The organism is Novipirellula sp., assembly GCF_041583735.1.
Classification (GTDB): Bacteria; Planctomycetota; Planctomycetia; order Pirellulales; family Pirellulaceae; genus Novipirellula.
The window spans coordinates 1-5,933 of the sequence record NZ_JBFHFD010000547.1; the positions used below are offsets into that span (position 1 = coordinate 1).

Below are 5,933 nucleotides of genomic sequence, written 5' to 3' on the forward strand. Positions count from 1 at the left end.
ATCCCAGACTGCGACCGAGCCCGCTGCCGCGGTGACCCAGTCGCCGGATGCAATCGCAAGTAAGCGTCCGTCGGGCGAAAAACGGACGCCGTTGATCGCGTTTTCGAATTTGGGAAGCCGGCTCGCAATCTCGCGTTGGTACTCGATATCCCAGAATTTCACTACTCCACCGCGACACCCTGATACCGCCGTGCGTCCGTCGCGTGATACGGCAACCGACGCGACCACCGACGGGTGTCCGGTGAAGGCCGCTAACGTTTTGATACTGGCACAATCGATTAGATAAACCGACGAGTCCAAGCTTCCGATCAACAGTTGTTCGCGATGCGGCACAAATGCAATCGATGCGGGTTGAAAGGAGGACAGGTCGTGCGATCGTCGCTCCATCGTATCCACCAACTGCATGGTTCCCGTTGTTTTGATCCTCACTTGATAGCGGCCATCGTGCGAATTCACGGCGCCCCAAATATTGTCAGCCGAATCCTCTGTCGCATCTTGCATAGCATCGATGATACCGGTGTCCGTGGGCAAAGGAGATGTCGTGGGATCTTCATTTGCATTGGATGTGTCGATTGAATGAGCGAGGACGGAGTCGAGCGAATAGTCCCTCTCATTTGGCGTCTTTAGTGATGCATCGGCACGTCGCATCGCTCCGTCGAAAACATTCGGTCCGATTGCCAACATCACGGCCGCCATGGCGATGATGGCAGCACGAGTCGGCGTGGACATCGATTTTGGGGCCACCCCAGACATGATGATGCGAACTCGTGCACGCAGGAAAGAAACCTGGCCGAGTCCGGTGGTGATGGGGGCGACCGGGGGCCGATCCTCGGACAAAAAATCGATCGTGTCCAGCAATGCTTCGACATACGTTCGCGGATGCTCGGGAAATTGATCGACCACCCAAGCATCACAGCAATGTTCTTCGCTAACCTCGATTTCACGTCGCGCGATCCATACGACCGGGTGCCACCAAAACAGACCCGTAACAACAAACTCTAATAATCGGACCCAGTGGTCACCACGGTAAAAATGGGCCAATTCATGAGTCAAAAGCGTTGCCTGAGCGTCGTCGTCAAGTCGCTGCAGCAGCGTTGCAGGAAAAAGGATCCGTGCACGCCAACCAATGGCGAACAGGATCGGCGAAACGGTAGCATCAAGCACACAAATCTGCGGAGCGCGGCGGATGCCCATTCGCAACGCAAGTTCGGCAGCCCGTTGTTGAATTTGTTTTGATGCGATCGGCGCCGAACGCACCACGTTCACGAAAATCCAAATCCGACGTCCCTGGATTCCAAACCAAGCAAACGTCCCTATCGCCCAAACGCTTAACACGGCGATCACAAAGACTTTGATTCCCATTGCGGGTGATAACGATCGACGTGGCATCGCGACCGACATTTCCGCAATCGCTGCAGATTGAAGCGGAGACGTCGCTACGGATTCCCGATGTATTGACTGGGGACGAGTCATGTCCGCCGATGCAATCGGTTGGCTGTTTGGCGAGCCGGTGGGGACCTGAGACGGATCTATGTTCACCGCTGGCAACTTGGTATTCGAGGTTGCTGTGTGAACGATCGCGGCGGGTTCAGCGAGCGATGCCAACGATTGCAACTTTATGCCGACGGGCACGTCGACGATCGGCGGCGTCACCAACTTGATCAGCACCACGATCCACAAGACGTGTGTGATTGCGGGGCGATGCACCAAGCGGCCAAAGGCGAATACGAACCCAGCCAAAATACTGGCGGTCGCCGCGTTCAACAGGCATGATTCCACAAAGGAGTACATCGATTGTTCTCTGGCTATGACCGTTTTTGCTTCGGATCTTTATCCAATTCATCCAGCAAACTACGCAGCGAATTGCGATCTTGAGCCGACAATCGGTCGGATTTAACCAGCGTGGTCAACAACGGTTGTAACGCTCCTTCGCACAATTGATCTGCCGTTGTTTGTAGTCGCCGACCGATCAATTCATCGCGTCCGACAGTCGCTGTAAAGTGATGCGGCCACGTTTCGCGATTTCGCTCTACGTAACCCTTCTTGTTTAGTCGCTCGAGCAGCTTCTGGACCGTCGCATACTCCGATCCGCCACCATCGGGGTACAACGTATCGGTCAGTGTCCGAATCGTAACAGGACCTTGGTCCCATAACTGCTGCAGAACAGCCAGCTCAGCTTCGGTTACATCTTTTGGTGCTCGTGGCATCAATCTTTCCTAAGTTACGCTTCCCTGAGTGATGTCATCTGATGAATGCCGCGTCCGTGCTCGCCCAAAACGGATGTTTGTCGTGATACGGCGATGGGTCTCGCATGGTCAAAATCTAACGTCTTGCTCGCTGCAACCGGACGGCTCACGCCGTGCCGCTAACAACATCGTTCGCACAATCAGCCCTAGCGTAACACGACGCACGCTGCTAATCAAGACACTATGTCTTTGGCTGTTTCGGGGCAAATTTAGGCAGTTTGCTGGGGACGCTTCGCAGGTAACTCGTCCGCGCTCATGATTTTTGGGCTCCGACTGTAGCGATTCGGTGAAAAACGAGAGTAGACTGGTAACCTACTGGCCCCACTGCCCACCCTCTTTTTTCGGAATCTCACCGTGAACCGACTGCTCCTACTAACTCTATTGACTTGTCTTTGTTCGGGTGCCTGTTTTGCGGAGGACAAGCCGGACGCTTGGCAAGAAAAGAAGGACAAGCATTTTAAACCACTCAGCGATGAACAGTTGAGCAAAATCGAAAATGCCGTTCCCAAACAATTGGCTGTACCGCCGAAACAGGCACGCCGCGTGTTGGTGTTTTATCGCTGTGAAGGATTCGTTCACGGCTCGATTCCGTATGCGAACGAAGCGGTCAAACAAATGGGACAGAAAACAGGGGCGTTCGAGGCCGATTTTGCCGACACCTATGACGTGTTCACAAGCGAAAACTTGAAACAGTACGATTGTATTTTGCTGAACAACACAACAGGAATGCATTTTGAAACCCCGGCTCAGCAAAACGCGTTTCTCGATTTCATCTCGGGCGGTAAAGGCTTGGTCGGCTTCCATGCAGCGAGCGACAATTTTGGCCGTCACCCCGAGTGCCGCGCGATCGTGGGCGGCGAATTCGGTGGCCATCCCTGGACCGCAGGCGGCACCTGGGCATTCAAATTGGATGATCCCGATCATGTACTCAACCAGGCGTTCGCGGGCAAAGGGTTCTGGCACCAAGACGAGATCTACCAATACAAATCGGACTCGTACGAAGGCCCTCAAGTGCTGCGGATCTTGGTCAGTTTGGATATGAGCAAGGAAGAGGTTTCGAAGCAAATTAAAGACGGACCTCGTGAAGTACCGGTATCGTGGATTCGCACCGCGGGCGACGGACGTGTGTTCTATACCAATCTCGGACACCGTAATGAAACCTTCAGCAATCCAGCGGCGCTGAAACACATGCTCGACGGAATCCAGTACGCAATGGGCGATCTTGCCGCCGACGCCACCCCGACGGCAAAGATCGAACCGACCCGCGCGGCGTTGGCGCCAGCCAAGTGAGTTGCTGATTGACGGGGGACTCACTTAGCCACCTTGCCCGAGCGCAGCGGGGGAGAGGTCGGACGAGCCCTTTAGGCTTCGTCCGGGTGAGGGCCGCGTTAAGTACACTTGATGCGGCGTTCGTGCCGGCTTGCTCGGTCAGCCCTCACCCGAGCAATCCCCGGAGGCTCTGCTCGACCTCTCCCAAACAGGTTTGGGAGAGGTGACATGCCGCAGCCACCTCGCCCGAGCGCAGCTGGGGAGAGGTCGGACGAGCCCTTTCGGCCGCGTCCGGGTGAGGGCCGCGTTGAGCACACTTGATGCGGCGTTCGACTTCGGCTTGCTCGGACGGCCCTCACCCGAGCAATCGCCGGAGGCTCTGCTCGACCTCTCCCAAACAAGTTTGGGAGAGGTGACATGCCGCAAGACCACTCCCAACTCCCCCTCTCCCACTCTCCCCCTCTCCCTTCCTCCCACCCCCTTCGAGTTCCAATCGATGCTTTACTTGACGAATCAATTCTCCACCGCAGTGTTTAGCAGCTTTTTTGCTGTCTTGTTCACAACCGGCTTTGCGATCGCCGAAGAGCCCGCTGCTTGGTCGGCGAACCCGGACTTGGTTAAAAAACTGAGTGCCAAACGCTCCTTCAATTACGACGAGTCGAAGGTGCCCGATTACGAGCTTCCCGATCCGCTGACGATGATCGATGGGACCAAGGTCAGCTCGGCACAGCAGTGGATGACAAAGCGTCGCCCCGAACTTTTGGAACAGTTTCGCCACTTGGTCTACGGTCGCCGCCCGGACACTGCGTACCAAGTCACGTTTGAAACGACGAAGGAAATCGAAAACGCGTTCGATGGACTGGCCAACGGACGCAGCATGAAGGCGATCATCACGATCGACCAGCGAACGTACACGTTCCCTTTTGTTGTGTTTACGCCGAATCGAGTAGCGGGAAAAACGCCTGCGGTGGTCGCGATCAACAATCGCTATTTCATTCCGTTGGAAAAGGCGGTGAGTGAGCCGGATCCGTATTGGCCTGTGAAAACGTTGTTGCAGCAAGGCTATGCAGCGGCGACCTTCTACACCTCGCACGTCGATCCTGATAACAAGAACGACTACGCTGACGGGATTCGATCGTTCTTTGCCGACGGCAAACCGCCCACCGATGACGCTTGGCGCAGTTTGTCGGCTTGGGGATGGGGAGCAAGCCGGGTGTTGGATTATTTGTCGACGATCTCCCAAATCGATGCCAACCGGGTTGCGGTCGTCGGGCATTCGCGTGGCGGCAAGGCGGCGATTTGGGCTGCGGCCGAAGACGAACGCTTTGCGATCGCGTACAGCAACAATTCCGGCTGTGGTGGCGCCGCGCTTTCGCGTCGCGGCTATGGAGAAACGGTCAAGCAAATCACCACCGTGTTTCCTCACTGGTTCACGCCCCAGTTTGCCAGCTATGCGGACCGTGAGAACGAGCTGCCGATCGACCAGCATGAAGCGATCGCCTTGGTCGCGCCGCGAGCGGTTTATGTGACCAGTTCCGATAACGATTTGTGGGCCGATCCACGCGGTGAATACGGCTCGCTTGTCGCGGCCGCCCCGGTATTCGAGTTATTGGGTAAGGAAGCCATTGCCGAGGAAACGATGCCGCCGCTCGGTGGGCAGCGGATCGTCGGCCAAACCGGCTATCACATCCGCAGTGGCGACCACGGGCTCGGACAAATCGACTGGGATTTCTTTGTTGAGTTCATGGATTCGGTGTGGAAGTAACGAAGTCGCAAGCCACCTCGCCCGAGCGCAGCTGGGGAGAGGTCGGGCGGGCCCTTGAGGCCTCGTCCGGGTGAGGGCCGCGTTGAGCACGCTTGATGCGGCGTTCGTGCCGGCTTGCTCGGACGGCCCTCACCCGAGCAATCGCCGGAGGCTCTGCTCGGGCCACTTCCCAAACGGTGTTTGGGAGAGGTGGTGTGATGCAATCCACCTCGCCCGAGTGCAGCTGGGGAGAGGTCGGACGAGCCCTTGAGGCTTCGTCTGGGTGAGGGCCGCGTTGCGCACGCTTGATGCGGCGTTTGTGCCGGATTGCTCGGACGGCCCTCACCCGAGCAATCGCCGGAGGCTCTGCTCGGGCCACTTCCCAAACAAGTTTGGGAGAGGTGACACGCCGCAAGCCACCTTGCCCGAGCGGAGCTGGCGATTAGATGTTGTAACCTTGTGTGTGCTGATACAAAAAACGCTGGCCACGGGAATTCACCCGTGGCCAGCGTTGTTAGATCGGTCGTGTTATTGACGCGTCGTTATCTCTAGCTGCAGCCCATGCTGTTGCCACAGTTGTGACAGAGGTAGCAGTTGCCGTTGCGAACGGTGATCGAGCCGCAGTTGTCACATGAGGGAGCGTCGATTTGGAAGCGAGCGAACTGCTGCTCCTG

General features: G+C 56.7%; 4 protein-coding genes. 2 read left to right on the forward strand and 2 right to left on the reverse strand.

Going from position 1 to position 5,933, the window contains the following annotated elements:
• Together ABX962_RS27920 and ABX962_RS27925 are read right to left on the reverse strand one after the other, a co-directional pair.
• Positions 1-1,791 (reverse strand): M56 family metallopeptidase (locus tag ABX962_RS27920; RefSeq protein WP_372724366.1); only part of this gene is annotated, 1,791 nt, incomplete at its 3' end.
• Between the two features lie 14 nt (positions 1,792-1,805).
• The gene (locus ABX962_RS27925) at positions 1,806-2,207 is read right to left on the reverse strand and encodes a BlaI/MecI/CopY family transcriptional regulator (RefSeq protein WP_339946528.1); all 402 of its coding nucleotides are present in this window, start codon (positions 2,205-2,207) and stop codon (positions 1,806-1,808) included.
• 393 nt (positions 2,208-2,600) lie between these two features.
• On the opposite strand from ABX962_RS27925, the gene ABX962_RS27930 reads away from it, so the two are divergent.
• Both ABX962_RS27930 and ABX962_RS27935 read left to right on the forward strand, forming a co-directional pair.
• Positions 2,601-3,536, forward strand: coding sequence for a ThuA domain-containing protein (locus ABX962_RS27930; protein WP_372724368.1), 936 nt, complete (start codon positions 2,601-2,603; stop codon positions 3,534-3,536).
• Positions 3,537-4,011: 475 nt separating this feature from the next.
• Positions 4,012-5,280, forward strand: coding sequence for an alpha/beta hydrolase family protein (locus ABX962_RS27935; RefSeq protein WP_372724370.1), 1,269 nt, complete (start codon positions 4,012-4,014; stop codon positions 5,278-5,280).
• Positions 5,281-5,933 lie beyond the last annotated feature (653 nt).

Excerpts from the sequence above, each read along its gene's own strand:
- ABX962_RS27925 (WP_339946528.1), bottom strand. The coding sequence starts at position 2,207 with ATGCCACGAGCACCAAAAGATGTAACCGAAGCTGAGCTGGCTGTTCTG.
- ABX962_RS27935 (WP_372724370.1), top strand. The coding sequence starts at position 4,012 with ATGCTTTACTTGACGAATCAATTCTCCACCGCAGTGTTTAGCAGCTTT.